Here is a 15470-nt window from a genome sequence, read left to right on the forward strand (position 1 = left end):
CGGTCTGATCCGGGCGTGTCGCGGGCCCTTCGTGACCAACTTTGGCGATGTTCCGGCAGGGTCTCCCGAAGCCCCTCCCGACCCTGATGGGGTGTGCACACGCGAGCGACGGTTGAGTTCCCCCACATGCTCAGCCGTCGCCCGCCAACCCGGCCAGGTCGCGCCACCACGAGAGCCGGTCCGGCCGGCCGTCGTAGTCGTGCCGCCGATTGGCCCCGCTCGGCCCGGGCAGCACGAAGACCTGCGCCCCCGCCAGCTCCCAGTGCGCGATCCCCAGCCCGGGACGGCGTACGCCGAGAACCCGCGCTGCGGCGTGCGCCACGCCCTTGCTGGTGAAGGCGAGCCACTCCGGCTGCCACCGCTCGAGCTTGGCCTCGAGCTCGTCCACGTCGTACGTCGGCGGCTCGGTGGGATGGCGGACCAGGTCGGTCAGCCCGAGCCCGTGCTCGACCAGCCGGCCGTCGTCGACCGGCGTCAACCGGGTCGGCGTGAGCCCGCTGTCGTGCAGCAGTTCCCAGAACGCGTTGCCGGGCGTCTCGTAGTAGTGGTCACGGCTGCGCCGGCTCTGCGCGCCCGCCATGCCGCAGAAGACGATCCGCGGGCGCGGGCCCACGATGTCGGGCAGCACCTCCATGCGGCCACGATGACAAGTCGGGCCAAGGCCCCGGACGGGCTGCGTCAGCCGGTCTGGGCCGACGACCCCTGCGCGGAGCCGAGCTCGAGCGCGAACCACGCGGTGGTGCCGCTCGCGTCGACCTCGGAGCCCCAGCGGTCGGCGATCGCGTCGACGAGCATCAGCCCGCGGCCGTAGACCCGCAGCGGGTCCTCTCCCTCCCCCGGCGGCGCGATGACCCCGGGGTCGCCGGCGCGGCTCGAGCCGCCCAGGTCGCGGACCACCACGGTCAGCACGCCGTCCTCGAGGTGCACGGTGAGCTCGGAGGTGGTGCGGGCGTGCATCACGACGTTGGTGACCAGCTCGGAGAGGCACAGCTGTGCGTTGTCGACCGTGTCGGCGTCGACCTCCCACGCGGCCAGCTGCTCGCGCAGGAACCGGCGGGCCGCGCCGGGCGCCCGCGGATCGCCCTCGAGCAGCACCGCGTTGCGACGGCCCTCGCCGATCAGCGCCGGGTCGTCCGGGCTGGCGTCACCCGGGCCGCGACCGCTCGTGACGCGGACGCGTCGTACGGCGTCGGCGACCCGGCGCGCGGTCGCCTCGAGCAGCCCGCGCTGGGCCTCGGTGAACTCCTGCGGCTTGCCGAAGAACAGCATGATCCCGCCGATCGGCGAGCCGGTGCCGGGCAGCGGCCAGGCCGCCATCGCCTCGACGCCGTCCGCACGCTGCCGTTTGACGATGTCGGCGTACTCCCGCTCGAGGTCGTCGAGGTTGCCGAAGACCGGCTCCCCGGTGCGGACCACGGCGGTGAGCGGCACGTCCTCGTAGCTGTCGATGTGGCACCACTCGAGGCCCTCGGCGCCGACCCGCTCGTTGGCGACGAACCGGAGCCGGCGGCCGCCACCCTCGGTGAGCGCCATGCCGACCCGGCGGACCTCCGGCAGCTCGACGAGGTCGGTGATCAGGAAGCGTGCGATCTGGTCCACGTCGTGGGCGCTGCGCAGGGCGAAGCCCAGTCGCGACAAGTGCCCCAGCGGTCCTCGCGGCCCATCTCCCAGCTGCTCCGAGGACGCATCCCCCGCGGAGCCCAACCCCTCCACCACGCGCACAGGGTAAGCCACGCCACATGTTGCGCAGATCCCCCATACGGCACTTGACATTCGTGTCGCGGTCCGGATGGGAATGTCGGCCCGACGGCGTGGCGAACCGAGGGATCGGTCACAATGATGGCGTGGGAAGCAGGGGGAAGCGCGCAGGATCACGACGGGCGTCGAAACGGGCACCGTCGTTCTCGCCGTCCCTCCTGCTTCTCGCCGTCGGGGTCACGGTCTCGGTGGTCGCCTGGGGGTACCTCGTGTACGCCGCGATCGACTTCGGCTCCACCGCCCGCTCGGGCGACTCGCGCGCGTGGTGGTTCCTCGGGCTCGCGTCGGCGGGCGCGGTCGCGTGCCTGTTCGCGGGGCTGATGCTGGTCACCCGGTTGCTGCGCCGGCTGGGGATCACCCATGACGCGCCCCCGCCCGGCGCGCCGCGGGTGGACGCGGCGCCGCTCGCGCCCCCCGGTCCGTCTGCTCCGCCTGCGCCGCCGCAGGTGCGTACGCCGGGCGGCCGGCGAGCCGCGCGCTGACTTCCCCGGTCGGACCGTCAGCGGTCCACCAGGCGTCGGACGAACTTCAGCCCCGACCAGGTCTCGTCGATCGCGGCGACCTTGACGTCGACGAACCCCAGCTCGAGGCCGAGCGCGCGCACGATGTTCTCGTCGAGGTCGGAGTCGAGGCCGTCCGGGTTGCGCCTCGTCCTCTGCGCGGCCTTCTTGGGCCAGCAGACCCAGACCATGCCGTCGCGAGCCGTGCGCTCGAACAGGACCGGGAGCCGTTCCGCCAGCCCTGCGCGCTTTGTGTGGAACGTGAGGGTGACGTCGGCCTGCCGCGGCAGGCGGCGTACGACGTGCGCCGCGGCCTCACCGAGGTCCAGGTCGTCCGGGGCGCCGTCGAGGAACAGGACGTGGTCGTCCTTGATGCCGAGCTTGCGCACCAGCGGGGTGCCCGAGTAGCCGGCCATGGCGCGACGCTAGCGACGTCGCGGAAATGCCGCGAGGGGCGGAGCCTCCCCAGGCTCCACCCCTCGTCTTCCCCGGCTCGCCAGCCGGGGTCGAGTCGGCTGGCGAAGTCTTGTCGGTCGGCGGGTCAGTCCCCCGCCGGCACCCGCAGGCGCTGCCCGGCCTGCACCATCGCGGAGTCGAGGGCGTTGAGCCGCTCGATGCGCTCCACCATGCCGCGGACGTCGCCGTCGTCGGCGATGTCGGCGGCGATGCCCCAAAGCGTCTCGCCGGAGCCGACCATCACCACGCGGGTGGGCTCGGGGGTGCCGGGCCGCTCGGTCGCAACCGAGCCGGCCGCCCAGAACAGCCCGAGCCCGAGCACCACGAGCAGCGCGAGAGCGAAGACGACGAGCCGGCCGCGACGGGTGAGCCGGACCTGTCCGCCGGCGCGGGCCGGGGCCGTGCGCGTCGTCCGGGTGGCGGGCGTGCGCACCACGGTCGGGCGGAAGGTGGTGCTCGCGGTCATCGTGCTCATCGGGACCTCCTGGGGAAGTGGCGGCCAGCCTCGGTCGTCGTCGATCTGCTGTCGAACCGATGTCTAACGGGGGCCACCGACAGTCCGCGTGGGACTGGTCTGGACCATCCGGCTTCCACCGAGTCGATCAGGCGTTCGATCGAACATGTGTACGAGGCTAGAGCACGTGTTCGAACGACACAAGACCCGTCACGAACATTTGTTCGAACACATTCGAACGGCAGCGTTGGCGCTCGGGCCGGCGTGGAGTCCCTGTCGTACCGGGTACGACGGTCACTCCACGATCAGCGATACCCGACCAGCACCGGAGTCGCGGTCCGCACCCTCAGCCGCTCCGGCGCGCCCGGGATCGTGACCGTCCCGTCGACGTCGCGCCACGGCCCCCCGTTGACCCGGAACTCGGCGGCGTACGTCGTGTCCACCCGCGGGCTCACCCCACCCTTGGCCCGGTAGTCGTGGGTGATCTCCAGGTGCGGGTACGGCGCCCCCGCGCTCTCGCTCGCGAGCTCGTCGCCGTCACCGAACACCCACCGGAACTGGCTCGGCCAGATCTTCAGATCCACCCGCTGCCCCAGCAGTCGCACAGTGCGCGTGAACGGCTGCTGCTCGGTGTAGAAGTTGGTCTCGAAGTTGACCAGTGTCTCGCCACCTGGGGGCTGGACCATGAGCTCTGACCTGGGCAGTTGCAGATTCCGGAACGCCTCAGCGACTACGCCGGGCGTCACATCCGGTTCAGCCGGAGCGGCCGGGTCGGGGACACATCCTTCCGTCCAGTTGACGCCCGCACAGAACTCGTCCTGCAGGTCGGGTCCTACAAAGACGATTGGCTGTGGGGACGACTGATTAGGGTCGCCTTCTCCCAAAGTCCCCTGACCAGGTTGAGCGGGGTGGTGAATCGTGACGCCGGTCCAGATTCCGCCCGACGTGGTCGTGACATGCGACGACGAGTGGTCGTGGTCAGCAACCGCATGACCTGGCAGCCCCCCGACGAGCAACGCCGACGCTGCGAAGACGACGAAGCGCTTCACGACTCCTCCAGCCTGAGCTCTCGCACCTGCCAGTCGCCGTCGCGCGGGATCAACGCCAGTCCAACACGCAGCACATCTGCGCTCACAACCTTCACGAGCTGATCCTTCGAGTCGTACCAACGCTCGCGCGCCGTAGAGAGGTCGACCTTCCAGATCATCCCGAGTGGTGCTTTTCGAGTGAAAGCAACCGACTGGACGGTCCAGCGGCCGCCCTTGATGTAGCCACCATTTCGATAGGCGGCCTCGACGTTTGCGGCAAGGATCTTGCAGTTGTGGCACTGCTTCGAGGAGCCGGCAAGAAACTCCGATGTCTCGCCGGATGAGAGCGAATCCGACATAGCAGCGAAGTACTCACGAAGGAACTGTTCCTGCTGGCCCCTGCTCGTTTGCGCCGGACCGGTCGACGGCGAGGGCGACTCCCTCACTGAGGCCGACCCCGACGGAGCAGGAGCCATCTTCGGCTCAGGATCATCCGAGCACCCACCCAGCAACAGGGCAGCCGCGAGTCCGAGAGCGAACGCCGTCCGAGAGCGATGCACGCGCAGATCCTTCCCCGAGAACCAGCACCCGAAAACCCCGTCAACCGGGCGCCGGAAAGCACGCTAGTGGAGGTTCAACGAGCGGGGAACCCGCAGGTCACCGGCCTGTGGAGGACGGCCGGAGACCCCAGCGCCGGGCAGTTCGCGGGCGGTCGGACGTGCCCGAGCGTGGGAGCAGAGGAGAGGAGCGCGAACTGCCCTGCTGGCGGGACGGGTCAGGAGGAGGCGGACCGCTTCATCGCCCGCCGGCCCTGGGCGACGAACAGCCCGAGCCCGCGCGCGGCGACCGAGGGCGCGAGCGCCGAGGCCCGGACGACGCCTCCGCGCCAGCCCGGCACCGAGCGCACGACCCGGGAGGTGCCGATCAGCGAGACAGCGGCCGAGGCGACCTCGTCGACGCTGAGGATCCGCCCGCCGGAATGCACCAGCGCCGCCCCGATCCCGTCCGGGTCCTGGCCGTCCAGCATCGCCGTCTGCACCCCGTCCGGGCAGAGCGCGTGCACGCGCACGCCCCGGGGTGTCTCCACGTCGCACGACATCGAGATCGAGACGATCGCGGCCTTCGTGGCGGCGTACACGCTGTAGCCCGGCACCGGCCCGAACCCCGACAGCGACGCCGTGTTCACGATGTCCCCTCCGCGGGGACCGAAGGCATCGAGCGCGGCGCGCATCCCCCACAGCGTGCCGAGGACGTTCACCTCGACCAGCCGGCGCACCGCCTCCTCGGACAGCGAGGAGAGCGTGCCGTCGTCACCGACGCCGGCGTTGTTGAACCACGCGGTGAGCGCGCCGTGGCGCGTGGCCTCGGCGGCCGCCGCAGCATGGGCCGCCGGGTCGCGGACGTCGAGCGCGAGGCCGCGCACGGCACCGATCTCGGTGGCCGTCCGCTCGGCGGCCGGCCCGTCCACGTCGGTGACGACGACGGCGTGGCCGCGGGCCACCATCTGCTCGGCGATCCCCCGCCCGATCCCGCGGGCACCACCGGTGACGACACAGCTCGAGGCAAAGGACATGGCCGGAGTCAACCAGATGCGTCATGCGGCGACGGCCCGTCGCGTCGTACGTTCCGACGGTGACCACCGACCCGCGCGCCGACGCCGTCGAGAGGAACCTCGCGGAGTTCCACCGCGTCCTGGCGACCTCCCCCCTGGTCACGACCGGCACCCACCCCGACGTCACGAGCTTCCGCAGCGGACTGCCGCACCCGCTCTTCAACGACGTCGTCGGCGCCCGCTTCACGCCCGGGACCGAGCGGGCACGCGTCGAGGACACGGTGGCCCCGTTCGTCGAGGCCGGGCTCCCGTTCCTGTGGTGGTGCGGACCTTCGACCTGGTCCGAGGCGCTGGACCGCGCCCTCACCGGGATCGGCGCCCAGCGCGAGGACAGCCCGGGCATGCACGTCGCGATCACCGCGGACGAGCCCGCCGACCCCGATGACCCCGCCGACCTCGATGACCCCGAGGCGCGCGCGGTGCCCGGGCTCGAGATCGCGCTCGGCACCGAGGCATCAGACCGCGACGTCGCGCGACTCATGTGCGAGGTCTTCGAGATCCCCGGCTCCCTCGCTGCACCGCTGCGGGACTGGATGACCGTCTTCGACCCGGCCTGCCTGGTGCACGCCGTGGCGAGCCTCGACGGCGAGCCGGTCGGCTGCGGCTCGGTGTGGATCACCGGACGCACCGCGGGCATCTACAACGTCGCGACGCTCGCGCACGCCCGCAGGCGCGGCGTGGGGTACGCCGTCACGGCCGCTCTGCTGCGCGCGGGGCGGGCGCGCGGGTGCGACGAGTCGATCCTGGTCGCGAGCCGCATGGGTCGCCCGGTCTACGAGCGGCTCGGCTACGTCGAGGTGTGCACCATGCCGCAGTACGTGTGGATCCCCGCCGGATCGTGACCCGCCCGACCCGCGACACGCCTTCGAACAGATGTTTGAATCACCCAGCCGTTTTGGCTAGCGTGGTCCCCACTCGCCCGGGGCGCCCCGGAGCGTCCGCCGCAGAGCCTGGAGGCAGCCGCATGGCCACGAAGAAGTCCGACAAGGTCACCCAGCTTCCCGACGGCCCGCCGGACGCCACCGGCCTCACCCCGCGCCAGCAGCGCGTCCTGACCACGATCAGGAACTCCATCGAGAAGCGCGGCTACCCGCCGAGCATGCGCGAGATCGGTGACGCGGTCGGCCTGACCAGCTCCTCCAGCGTCGCCCACCAGCTCAAGGTGCTCGAGGAGAAGGGCTTCCTCAAGCGCGACCCCAACCGGCCCCGCGCGATCGAGGTGTTCCTGCCCGAGGTGATGGCCGCCCGCCGGTCCATCTCGGCGGCCGACGAGACGATGTACGACGAGACCGGCGTGGGCGACGCCGTGCCCGCGGCGCAGTACGTCCCCGTGCTCGGCCGGATCGCGGCCGGTGGCCCGATCCTCGCCGAGGAGCGGATCGAGGACGTCTTCCCGCTGCCCAAGCAGCTCGTCGGCGACGGCCAGCTGTTCCTGCTCGAGGTCTCTGGCGACTCGATGATCGATGCCGCCATCTGCAACGGCGACTACGTCGTCATCCGTCAGGAGCAGACCGCGCAGAACGGCGAGATCGTGGCGGCGATGATCGACGGCGAGGCGACGGTCAAGACGTTCCAGCGCAAGGACGGCCACGTCTGGCTGCTCCCCCACAACGACGCCTACGAGCCGATCGACGGCACCCACGCGACCATCCTCGGGAAGGTGACCGCGGTCCTGCGGCGGATGTGACCCCGAGGTAATAATGACGGGAATCAGGGGGCGGTCAGGGGCATACTTGATGGCAGTGTGCCCTGCCTGACCTGAAAGTGGACCCGTGAGCATCCCGAGCATTCCCGCGATCGTGGGTATCCGTAAGCGATACCCACGTCTCGTGCGCGGTGTCCTCGAGCTGGCGCTGGTCCTGACCCTGTGGGTCGCCTACAGCCTCTCGCGCCTCTTCGCGGACGCCGCCATGGGCCCCGCCCTGGCCCGCGCCCACGACCTGCTCCACATCGAGCGGCACCTCGGGATCCACTGGGAGGTGCCGCTCAACCACCTCTTCACCGACAACGACGTCATCGGGCTGATCGCCAGCTACTGGTACGCCACGCTCCACTACGTCGTCACCGCCGCCGTGCTGCTCTGGCTCTACCGGCTCGGCTCGCGCTGCTACATCCCGGCCCGTCGGGCGCTCGCGATCGGCACCATCATCGGCCTGGTTGCCTACCTGCTGATGCCGACCGCCCCGCCTCGGTTCATCCAGGGCTACGTCGACGTGCTCAGCCTGCACGCCGCCGACGGCTGGTGGAGCGCCGACGCGTCGGCCCCGCGCGGCCTCGGCGGGCTCACCAACGAGCTGGCCGCCTTCCCCTCGCTGCACGCCGGCTGGGCGCTGTGGGTCGCGATCGCGCTGCAGCGGCACGCCCGCTGGCACTGGCTGCGCGTGCTCGGGTGGCTGTACGCCGCCGGTACCGCCGTCGTCATCGTCGGCACCGGCAACCACTGGGTGATCGACGTGGTCGTCGGCTGGCTCGTCGTGGTCGCCGGGTGGCTGGCCGCCGAGGGCATGCCCGCCCCGGTCGACGACGACGAGCTCGACCGCGAGCTCGACAGCCTGACGACCGCCCAGGGCTCCGCCGCGGCCACAGCCGACTGACCCCCGGGCGACGCCCGGGTGAACTGACGGTGCTCACACCCCGCGCCCCGTCACCCCTGCCCGGTCCCGCCCGTTGAGGACGCGTGAGCACCCCACGCGCCGCCACCCCCCGGCCCCTGCGAGCCGAGCCCCTGCGAGCCCGGCCGTTGCCGCGACGTACCCTCCTCGCGACCGGCGCGGCCGGCGGCGTCCTCGCCGGCCTCGCACCGGGCGTGACGTCGACCCCGGCCGCGGCCGCGGCGGCCCGTGACGGCGGTGGCGCGTTCCGGCACGGCGTCGCGTCCGGCGACCCCCTGCCGACCGCGGTGGTCATCTGGACCCGGGTCACCCCCACCCCGGCCAGCACCCCCGGCTCCGGGAAGGGGCCGCGCGTGCGCGTGGAGTGGGAGGTGGCGACCGACGCGCAGTTCCGCCACGTGGTGCGCAGCGGCAGCTTCGGCACCGGCCCGGAGCGCGACCACACCGTCAAGGTGGACGTGAAGGGGCTCCAGCCCGCCCGGTGGTACCACTACCGCTTCCGCTGGGACGGACGCACCAGCCGTGTCGGGCGCACCCGCACCGCCCCCGCCCACGACGCCACCCCCGACCACCTCCGCTTCGGCGTCGTCTCCTGCGCGAACCTCCAGGCCGGTTGGTTCAGCGCCTACCGCGGCCTCGCCGCCCGCGACGACCTGCACGCGGTGGTGCACCTCGGCGACTACCTCTACGAGTACGGGCCGGGCGAGTACGGCTACGGCCCGGACGACCGGGACATCCGCAGCCACCAGCCCGCCCACGAGATGGTGTCGCTGGCCGACTACCGCCAGCGGCACGGGCAGTACAAGCGCGACCCCGACCTGCAGGACCTGCACGCGAAGTACCCGTGGGTCGTGACCTGGGACGACCACGAGACCGCCAACGACGCCTGGCGGGACGGCGCGGAGAACCACACCCCCGGCCGCGGCGCCGGTGGCGAGGGCAGCTACCGCGACCGCCGGGCACGCGCGCACCGGGCGTACGACGAGTGGATGCCGGCCCGGCTCGACGGCAGCGTCCGCGTGGGTGACGGCGACCGGCTCTTCCGCCGGCTGCGCTTCGGCACCCTCGCCGAGCTCAGCATGCTCGACCTGCGCACCCACCGCGACCGCCAGGTCCAGCCGGTCGCCCCCACGCCCGTGCCCGACCCCGACCCCGAGGTCAGCGACCCGGACCGCACCATCACCGGCCGCCGGCAGATGGACTGGCTCCAGGACTCGCTCTCCCACGACGCCGTGCAGTGGAAGGTCGTCGGCAACCCGGTGATGATCGCGCCGGTGAACTTCGGGGCGGTCCCCGACGACCTCGTCGACCCGGTCAACGACGCCACCGGCCTGCTGCCGGCCGACGGGGCGCCGTACAACGTCGACCAGTGGGACGGCTACACCGACGACCGGCGCGAGGTCTTCGCGCACATCCGCCGGCACCGGGTCAGCGACGCGCTCTTCATCACCGGCGACATCCACTCCGGCTGGGCGGCCGAGCTGCCGTACGACGCCTCGACCTACCCGCTCGGGGAGTCGGCGGGGGTGGAGTTCGTGTGCACCTCGGTGACATCGAACAACCTCAAGGACATCACCGGCTCCCCCGCCCGCACCACCAGCGTGCCGGTCGAGGAGGCGATCAAGGCCAACAACCGGCACGTGAAGTACCTCGACTTCGACAGCCACGGCTTCTCGGTGCTCGACCTGACCGCCGAGCGCGCCCAGATGGACTGGTTCGTCATCGGCGACCGGGCCGACCGGGACACCCCGATCACCTGGTCGACGTCGTGGGCGACCCGGACCGGCACCGGACGCGTCGAGTCCGTCGACGGCCCGGTGGGCTCCTGATGTGCGGACCCGACCGCGCTGCCGGCACCTTCGCCGCCGGCCTCGAGCAGGCACGGACCGGCCGCCGCGCCCTGCTCTCCGCCGGCGCCGGCGGGCTGCTGCTCTCGAGCCTGCCCGGCGCCGCGAGCGCGTCTGCCCGCCGCCGCCCGAGGCACCGCAAGCGGGCCTACGTGCTGGTCGTCGACGGCTGCCGCCCCGACGAGATCGACGCCCTGCTGACCCCGAACCTCCACGCCCTGCGAGAGCGCGGGTTGCACCTCCCCCGGGCCGCCTCGCTGCCGGTGATGGAGACCATCCCCAACCACGTGATGATGATGACGGGGGTCCGGCCAGACCGGTCGGGCGTGCCCGCGAACGCGATCCACGACCGCGAGCTCGGCAAGGTCCGGACCATGGACCGGCCCACCGACATCGCGGCCCCCACGGTGATCGGCCGGCTCAACCGGCACGGGCTGACCACCGGCACCGTGCTGAGCAAGGAGTACCTCTACGGAGTCTTCGGCACCCGCGCCACGCACCGCTGGGAGCCGGCGCCGGTCGTCCCCGTCTCCGGGCACGCACCCGACCGGTTCACGATGGACGCCGCGCTCGCCATGGTCGACGAGCTCGACCCCGACTTCATGTTCGTCATCCTCGGCGACGTCGACCGCTTCGGCCACGCCGACCTGACCGGGACGACACTGCGGCTGCAGCGGCGGGTCGCCCTCGCCGACACCGACCGCCAGGTCGGGCGCTTCGTCGACATGCTGCGCGCCACCGGCCGGTGGCGGCACTCGATGCTGCTGGTGCTGGCCGACCACTCGATGGACTGGTCGACCCCCGAGAAGGTGGTCAGCCTCCAGGCGCCGATGGACGCGGACCCGCTGCTCGCCGGCCGGGTGCGGATCGCCGACAACGGCGGCGCCGACCTCCTCTACTGGACCGGCCCCGCCCGCGACCGGGACCGGGCGGTGGACCGGATGCGGGCGATCGCCCACGACCACGAGGGCGTGCTGGCCGCGCACGACCGCCGGGAGCCGAGCCTGCGGCTTGGCCCGGAGGCCGGTGACGTGGTGGCCTACTGCCACGCCGGCTGGCGCTTCAGCGACCCCGACCCGGTGACCGACAACCCGATCCCGGGCAACCACGGCCATCCCGCCACCCGGCCGATCCCCTTCTTCGTCACCGGCGGCCACCCGCGGGTGCCGCGCGGGGTCACCGACCGTGCCCGGGCGCACACGATCGACGTCGCCCCCACGGTCGCGTCGTTCCTCGGCGTGGGCGCCCCGCGCGGCGGCTGGGACGGGCACACGCGGCTCTGAGGAGCGCGGACGCCATACGAACTGTGGCCTCTGACCCCCAGATCGCATGACGTTGCGGTGCGCGGAGGCTGCCCGTCAGCCGCCGGCGAGCCGGGCCAGCGCCTTGCGGACGACCGCGGGGTCGGTGGTGGTCCACATCGGCGGCAGGCTGGCCTTGAGGAAGCCGCCGTACCGTGCCGTCGCGAGCCGCGGGTCGAGCACCGCCACCACGCCCCGGTCGGTGGTGGTGCGGATCAGACGGCCGGCGCCCTGCGCCATCAGCAGCGCGGCATGGGTGGCGGCGACCTGCATGAAGCCGTTGCCGCCGGCCTTGTCGGCGGCCTTCTGGCGGGCGCTCATCAGCGGGTCGTCGGGCCGCGGGAACGGGATCCGGTCGATGATCACGAGCTGGCAGGTGTCGCCCGGGACGTCGAGCCCCTGCCACAGGCTGAGCGTGCCGAACAGGCAGGTGTGGGGGTCGTCGACGAACTGCTTGGCCAGCTCGGGGAGCTGCGCGTCGCCCTGCGCCAAGGTGGTGAGGTGCGGGAGCCGCTCGCGCACCGCCTCCGCGGCCGCCTCGGCGGCACGCCGGCTCGAGAACAACCCGAGGGTGCGCCCGTCGGCGGCGTCGACCAGCTCGCAGATCTCGTCGAGCTGGGCCTTGCCGAGGCCGTCGCGACCCGGCGGCGGCAGGTGGCGGGCGACGTACAGGATCGCCTGCTGCCCGTAGTCGAACGGCGACCCGACGTCGAGGCCGCGCCAGGGCAGCGCGCTCTCGGAGGTGGCACCCCCGACGGCCTGGCCGTCGACGATCCGCTCGCTGGGCTTGAGCCCGACGCTGGTCGCGACCGAGCTGAAGTCGCCGCCGAGCATGAGCGTCGCCGAGGTGAAGACCACGGTCTTGTCGGTCAGCAGCTTGTCGCGCATCGGGCCCCACACCTGCAGCGGCGCCACGCACAGCCGCGGCGGGATCCGCTCGCCTCCCTCGCTGAGCCACAGCACGTCGGACTCGAGGTCGGCCGCCATCCGCTCGGCGTTCGCGAAGACCTCCTGCACCGACCCCCTGGCCTGGGTCCGGCCCGCGTCGGCGTCGCTCGCGTCGCTCTCCTTGGGGTACGCCGAGAGGCAGGCCCGCGCGGCGTCGCGCACCAGCACCAGCGCGTCGCCGAGGTGCTGCGGCAGCCGCTCGAAGCGGCCGGGGTCGGACTCCGCGATCGCGTCGCGCAGGGCGTCGGCGGCGTCGGCGAGGTCGTCGGCCTCGGAGCCGTCCACGAACCGCTGCGAGCGCCGGGCGGCCCGCTCGACGTCGCTCGCGCTCAGCTCGTCGGTGGCGGCCTGGGTGACCCGCTGCACGAGCTCGTGGGCCTCGTCGATGACCACCACGTCGTAGTCGGGGATCATCGGCACCCCCTCGATCGCGTCGATCGCGAGCAGCGAGTGGTTGGTGACGATCAGGTGCGAGCGGTGGGCCTTCTCGCGCGCCAGCTCGACGAAGCACTCCTGGCCGAACGGGCACTTCGCGGCCCCGAGGCAGTCGCGGTGGCCGACGCTGACCTGGCGCCACTCGCGGTCAGTGTGCCGCGGGGCGTTGTCACGCTCGCCGCTGCCGCCGGACTCCGCCTCCTCCTCGGCCCAGGCCCGCAGCTCGAGGACCTTCTGGCCCATCGACCCGCTCGGCATCTCCACCAGGGCGCCCTGCTCGTCGGGCACGCCCTCGCGGATCCGGTGCAGGCAGGCATAGTTGGAGCGGCCCTTGAGCACGGCGTACGACGCGTCGACCCCCGAGTCCGGCAGAGCGCCCACCGCCTCGACCAGGCGCGGGATGTCGCGCTCGACGAGCTGGTGCTGCAGGGCCAGGGTGGCGGTGGCGACCACCACGCGCTGGTCGTGCAAGAGGCTCGGGACCAGGTAGGCCAGCGACTTGCCGGTGCCGGTGCCGGCCTGCACCAGCAGGTGCCGGCCGTCGGTCATCGCCTCGGCGACCGCCTCGGCCATCTGCACCTGCCCGTCGCGCTGCTTGCCGCCCAGCGCGGTGACGGCCGCGCCCAGCACCTCGCGCACGCCACCGGCCCCGGTCGTGTCCGATGTCGGCGCGGGGCTGGTCGAGGGGCTGGTCGAGGGGGCAGTGGGTGGCACCCGAGAACCCTAACCGCGGGCACGGACAGCCGACCGCGGCCGTCCCCAGGCACGGGGTCCGCCGGTGTCCGCCCGGTTGTCGGGGCGCGGGTCTAGGGTGCGGGGGGCACGAGACGACGAGGGGGAGATCGTGACGGACCACATCGAGGTGCACACCGACGACGGGCGCGTGCTGGAGGTGCTGACCGGTGGCGACCCCGACGGCCTGCCCTGGCTCTACCACGGCGGCTCGCCCACGGCCGCCGTGCCCTACCCGACGTTCGACGAGGTGGCGCGCTCGATCGGGCTGCGCCTGGTGACCTACTCCCGGCCCGGGTACGGCCGCTCGACGCCCTACTCCTGGGCGGCCGGTCCCCCGCGCGTGGTCGACGACGTCGCCGACTCGGTGACGATCCTGGACCACCTCGGGGTCGGCGAGTTCGTGACGCTGGGCTGGTCCGGTGGCGGCCCGCGCGCGCTCGCCTGCGCCGCCGAGCTCCCGGACCGCTGCCTGGCCGCCGCGACCCTGGCCGGCGTGGCACCCAAGGGTGTCGAGGGGCTGGACTGGTTCGAGGGGATGGCCCCGGAGAACCGCGCCGAGTACACCGCCGCGGAGCAGGGCCCCGAGGCGTACGCCGCCTACCTCACCGAGGACTTCCTGCCGATCCTGCGGGCCGAGCCCGACCAGGTGGCGGCCGCGATGGGCGACCTGCTGACCCCCGTGGACGCGGCCGCGTTCACCGACGCCCTCGGCGACTACCTGGCCCGCAGCATGCACCACGCCGGCGCGCAGGGCGTGGTCGGAGCCCGCGACGACGGACTGGCCGCGACCAGCCCGTGGGGATTCGACCTCGCCGGCATCCGGGTGCCGGTGGCGGTGTGGCAGGGCCGTCAGGATGCGATGGTGCCGTTCACCCACGGCGAGTGGCTCGCGACGCACGTGCCGGGCGCCGAGCCGCACCTGTTCGACGACGAGGGACACGTCTCCCTGGCCGTGAAGATCGAGGAGATCCTCCGCGACCTCAGGCGGCTGGCCGGTCGCTGATGTCGGCCATCCGGGCCGCGACGGCGTCGCCGAAGGCCTGGTGGGAGGCCGGCGTCAGGTGCAGGTCGTCGCCGAGGTAGTCCAGCGCGAGGTCGGAGGTGCCGACGTACGGCACGCCGTACTCCTCGGCGAGGCCGGCCAGCAGCGCGTCGACCCGCGGGACCGCGCCGGCGCGTGACGGCGCGCTGACCGGGCCGACCACGACCACCGGGTGCCCGTCGAGCGCCCGCATCAGCCGGGTGAAGCCTGCGGTGACCTCGCTCGCCGGCTGGTCGAAGTCGTTGAGCCCGCCCTCGACCACGACCAGGTCGGCGCCGCCGCGCAGCGCGGCCGGCGCCCGGTCGGCGAAGGACACCGCGCCGCAGGTGCTGGCACCCTCGCTGAACCCCGAGCCGGAGAAGGCCGCGACGTGGACGCTGCCGGGGAGTCGCGAGGGCCAGGACGCGGCCGGGTCATCGAGGCCGAGGCCTGCGGAGTAGGAGTCACCGATGACCACGATCCGCGGCCCCGATCCGGTCACGGAGTGGGCCCTGGCCACCGAGTCCGCGGCGAACCGCTCGCACCGGGACGGGTCCGCACCGCGGGCCCGCTCGGCGAACCAGCCGCTGAGCGTCGCGGCGAGCAGCGCCACGAGCACGACGGCGAGGCCGACCTGACGCCGGCGCAGACTGGTGAGCGGGACCCTCCCCGCAACCCCCCGATGGATCACGGGTCAATGATGCGGCCCGGAACTGGTCCAGACCGGGGAAATCGCGAAAGATCCCCAGTCCGCGACCGAACC

16 protein-coding genes are annotated in these 15470 nt (G+C 72.8%); 7 read left to right on the forward strand and 9 right to left on the reverse strand.

All coding sequences use genetic code 11. The features are described from left to right. Window positions 1–130: 130 nt before the first annotated feature. Window positions 131–634: a mismatch-specific DNA-glycosylase gene (locus ACFO9I_RS00325; protein WP_379176662.1), complete on the reverse strand. Its 504-nt coding sequence runs from the start codon at window positions 632–634 to the stop codon at window positions 131–133. A gap of 44 nt (window positions 635–678) precedes the next feature. Beyond that, window positions 679–1638 carry an ATP-binding protein gene (locus tag ACFO9I_RS00330; protein WP_379176664.1) on the reverse strand — a complete coding sequence of 320 codons (960 nt, stop codon included), beginning with the start codon at window positions 1636–1638 and terminating at the stop codon, window positions 679–681. Window positions 1639–1844: 206 nt separating this feature from the next. Here ACFO9I_RS00330 and ACFO9I_RS00335 point away from each other — a divergent pair, with 206 nt between their 5' ends. After that, window positions 1845–2240 carry a hypothetical protein gene (locus tag ACFO9I_RS00335; RefSeq protein ID WP_379176666.1) on the forward strand — a complete coding sequence of 132 codons (396 nt, stop codon included), beginning with the start codon at window positions 1845–1847 and terminating at the stop codon, window positions 2238–2240. Window positions 2241–2257: 17 nt separating this feature from the next. On the opposite strand, the gene ACFO9I_RS00340 is transcribed toward ACFO9I_RS00335, so the two are convergent. From ACFO9I_RS00340 to ACFO9I_RS00360, 5 genes are all read right to left on the reverse strand, one after another. Continuing rightward, complete coding sequence (locus tag ACFO9I_RS00340; protein WP_379176668.1) at window positions 2258–2674, reverse strand: DUF3052 domain-containing protein; 417 nt, start codon at window positions 2672–2674, stop codon at window positions 2258–2260. A gap of 125 nt (window positions 2675–2799) precedes the next feature. Beyond that, window positions 2800–3189: a LysM peptidoglycan-binding domain-containing protein gene (locus ACFO9I_RS00345; protein ID WP_379176670.1), complete on the reverse strand. Its 390-nt coding sequence runs from the start codon at window positions 3187–3189 to the stop codon at window positions 2800–2802. A gap of 284 nt (window positions 3190–3473) precedes the next feature. Further along, the gene (locus ACFO9I_RS00350) at window positions 3474–3854 is read right to left on the reverse strand and encodes a hypothetical protein (protein ID WP_379176672.1); all 381 of its coding nucleotides are present in this window, start codon (window positions 3852–3854) and stop codon (window positions 3474–3476) included. 359 nt (window positions 3855–4213) lie between these two features. Continuing rightward, window positions 4214–4555 (reverse strand): hypothetical protein, encoded by a 342-nt coding sequence (locus tag ACFO9I_RS00355; protein ID WP_379176674.1) that lies wholly within the window; start codon window positions 4553–4555, stop codon window positions 4214–4216. Window positions 4556–4971: 416 nt separating this feature from the next. Then, window positions 4972–5769, reverse strand: a complete 798-nt coding sequence (locus tag ACFO9I_RS00360) for an SDR family NAD(P)-dependent oxidoreductase (RefSeq protein ID WP_379176676.1) — start codon at window positions 5767–5769, stop codon at window positions 4972–4974. A gap of 59 nt (window positions 5770–5828) precedes the next feature. Between ACFO9I_RS00360 and ACFO9I_RS00365 the strand changes: the two genes are divergently transcribed. The 5 genes from ACFO9I_RS00365 (at window position 5829) to ACFO9I_RS00385 (ending at window position 11550) form a co-directional block, all read left to right on the forward strand. Further along, window positions 5829–6650 carry a GNAT family N-acetyltransferase gene (locus tag ACFO9I_RS00365; RefSeq protein WP_379176678.1) on the forward strand — a complete coding sequence of 274 codons (822 nt, stop codon included), beginning with the start codon at window positions 5829–5831 and terminating at the stop codon, window positions 6648–6650. A 122-nt stretch (window positions 6651–6772) separates the two neighbouring features. Then, window positions 6773–7495, forward strand: coding sequence for a transcriptional repressor LexA (gene lexA, locus ACFO9I_RS00370; protein ID WP_379176680.1), 723 nt, complete (start codon window positions 6773–6775; stop codon window positions 7493–7495). A gap of 142 nt (window positions 7496–7637) precedes the next feature. After that, complete coding sequence (locus tag ACFO9I_RS00375) at window positions 7638–8402, forward strand: phosphatase PAP2 family protein (protein ID WP_379176682.1); 765 nt, start codon at window positions 7638–7640, stop codon at window positions 8400–8402. Window positions 8403–8485: 83 nt separating this feature from the next. Then, window positions 8486–10249 carry an alkaline phosphatase D family protein gene (locus ACFO9I_RS00380; protein WP_379176684.1) on the forward strand — a complete coding sequence of 588 codons (1764 nt, stop codon included), beginning with the start codon at window positions 8486–8488 and terminating at the stop codon, window positions 10247–10249. Beyond that, window positions 10249–11550 carry an alkaline phosphatase family protein gene (locus ACFO9I_RS00385; RefSeq protein WP_379176686.1) on the forward strand — a complete coding sequence of 434 codons (1302 nt, stop codon included), beginning with the start codon at window positions 10249–10251 and terminating at the stop codon, window positions 11548–11550. Before ACFO9I_RS00380 ends, ACFO9I_RS00385 begins: the two co-directional genes overlap by 1 nt. 75 nt (window positions 11551–11625) lie before the next feature. Here the strand turns inward: ACFO9I_RS00385 and ACFO9I_RS00390 are convergent, their stop codons facing one another. Further along, on the reverse strand, window positions 11626–13665 hold the full coding sequence (locus ACFO9I_RS00390) for an ATP-dependent DNA helicase (RefSeq protein WP_379176688.1): 2040 nt from the start codon (window positions 13663–13665) through the stop codon (window positions 11626–11628). Between the two features lie 130 nt (window positions 13666–13795). On the opposite strand from ACFO9I_RS00390, the gene ACFO9I_RS00395 reads away from it, so the two are divergent. Beyond that, a complete protein-coding gene (locus ACFO9I_RS00395; RefSeq protein ID WP_379176690.1) occupies window positions 13796–14689 on the forward strand; it encodes an alpha/beta fold hydrolase in 894 nt (297 codons plus the stop codon). Here ACFO9I_RS00395 and ACFO9I_RS00400 read toward each other — a convergent pair. Continuing rightward, complete coding sequence (locus tag ACFO9I_RS00400) at window positions 14667–15398, reverse strand: SGNH/GDSL hydrolase family protein (protein WP_379176692.1); 732 nt, start codon at window positions 15396–15398, stop codon at window positions 14667–14669. The two genes, ACFO9I_RS00395 and ACFO9I_RS00400, sit on opposite strands and share 23 nt — an antisense overlap. Window positions 15399–15470 lie beyond the last annotated feature (72 nt).

The sequence above is a fragment of the Nocardioides sp. GCM10023255 genome, assembly GCF_042653125.1.
Lineage (GTDB): Bacteria > Actinomycetota > Actinomycetes > Propionibacteriales > Nocardioidaceae > Nocardioides.